Source organism: Finegoldia magna, assembly GCF_018371055.1.
GTDB lineage: Bacteria > Bacillota > Clostridia > Tissierellales > Peptoniphilaceae > Finegoldia > Finegoldia magna_I.
In genome coordinates this window covers 1-1,869 of record NZ_JAGYZD010000294.1, presented here as the reverse complement: position 1 = coordinate 1,869, position 1,869 = coordinate 1, and the positions used below count along the sequence as shown (strand labels likewise).

Below are 1,869 nucleotides of genomic sequence, written 5' to 3'. Positions count from 1 at the left end.
TTGTTTCTCTCATCTAACACTTGATTGTATTGTTTCAAAACAGTCCTGTAATAGTTATCCACACCACTTATGGACTCATCCAAGAATTTTCTTCTCAGAGATTTCGATTCTTTTATTATCTTCAAATCGTCTGGCTTAAACACAATACACTCAAAATACTCATTGTATTCTTTGATAGTATTCACAAAAGCTTCGTTCACATTGAGTATCTTTTCGTTATTTTTAATAGTAATATCTATCTTATCCTCAAAACCATCGTCGTACACATCCATTACAATACGCGCCTCATCTTCACCGAACTTAATCAAGTGCGAATTGGTGTTGGTTTTGAAACTTTTTCCCTTCAAAGCTACATTTATAGCTTCCAAAATATTAGTCTTACCCGAGGCATTTCTGCCTACAATAAGATTCAGACCATCACAAAAATCCAATTCTATTTCACAGAAATTCCTGTAATTATATAATTTTAATTTTTGAACGATCATTATTCGACTACGTACTTCTCTCCTTCAAATTCCACAACATCTCCTGGATAAAGCTTCTTGCCGCGTCTTGTTTCGACCTCGTCATTAACCTTAACCAAAGATTCTTTTATAAGTTCCTTCGCCATGCCACCAGTTTGTGCGATGGATGCAAATTTTAGAAACTGTTCCAATTTTATAAATTCAGATTCTATTTTGACACTAAGCATTGTTACCTCCTGCAAGTTTTACCGGAAGGACAAGATATGTGTAATTGGTATCGTTAAGTGGCTTGAATACCATCGGTCTCAAACTTCCACTCATATTCAAAGTAATATCGTCATCGTCTATAACCTTCAACCCATCCAACAAATACTTCGCATTAAAAGCAATCTTCAAATCTTCGCCACCGATTTCGCACTTCACATACTCATCCACCTTACCGATATCAGTATTAGATGAAATGTGCAGTTCATTTCCCGAGAAATCAAGCTTAACTAAGTTTGCCTTGTCTTCTTTTGCCATCAAAGACGCTCTTTCCAAAGCCATTTGCAAAGCTCTCTTTTCTATAGTAACAACAGTTGAGAAATCTTGTTTCATAACTTGGTTGTAGTCGATGTATTGACCATCGATAAGTCTGGAATAAACATCAGTGTTTTCCAATTTGAAAATAATATTTCCAGTAATAATGTTAAGAGTGATTTCCCCTTCTTCCAAAATCTTATAAACTTCATTCAAAGCTCTCGCAGGAACAATGGCCTTCATTTCGAATTCACTCACATTACTCATACAATCAAGTGACACTCTGTAACCATCTAACGCCACAAATTCAATTCTATCGTTCATAATATTGAACAAAACACCAGTCAAATCAGGTCTTGTTTGGTCCATACTTGTAGCGAATGATGTTTTTCTGATGGAATCTCTAAGTTCTGATTGTTCCAAAGTCAATTTAACATCCTTATCTATATAAGGAAGAGATGGAAATTCGTTTGAATCTTGACCTTGAATGTTGAATTCAGTGGACAAACATTTGATGTTGATGTTGTTATCGTCCACTTCTATATATATATCATCATCAGGAAGTTTTCTGATGATATTACCTATCATTGATGAGTTAATTACGATTTGGCCTTTTTCGTAGATTTCGCAATTTGCTCTTGTATCCACAATAAGTTCCAAATCCGTCGCCACAAGTCTTAGGCAGTTTTCTTCTGCAATGAACAAAATTCCCTCTAATATCTGAATAGTTGTCCTAGATGACACCGCTTTTTGGGCAATGTTGATATGTTTAAGTAATTCTTTTTGAGATATTTTTAATTTCATATTTTACCTTTCGTTTATACAAATAATAATAATAGTTAGTAATAGTAGTAGTAGGGCTGTTTGTATTGTGGATAACTCTAGT

The 1,869-nt window shown here is 34.5% G+C and carries 3 protein-coding genes; all 3 read right to left on the bottom strand.

Features of this window, described 5'->3' with window-relative positions; translation table 11 throughout:
• On the bottom strand, positions 1–485 hold a 485-nt coding region (locus KHW44_RS09235; protein ID WP_304068776.1), incomplete at its 3' end, for an AAA family ATPase.
• On the bottom strand, positions 485–691 hold the full coding sequence (gene yaaA / locus KHW44_RS09230; RefSeq protein WP_304068773.1) for a S4 domain-containing protein YaaA: 207 nt from the start codon (positions 689–691) through the stop codon (positions 485–487). The genes KHW44_RS09235 and yaaA, both read right to left, overlap by 1 nt.
• Positions 684–1,787: a DNA polymerase III subunit beta gene (dnaN, locus tag KHW44_RS09225; protein WP_094209250.1), complete on the bottom strand. Its 1,104-nt coding sequence runs from the start codon at positions 1,785–1,787 to the stop codon at positions 684–686. The genes yaaA and dnaN overlap by 8 nt, the downstream gene beginning before the upstream one ends.
• Positions 1,788–1,869: the final 82 nt, after the last annotated feature.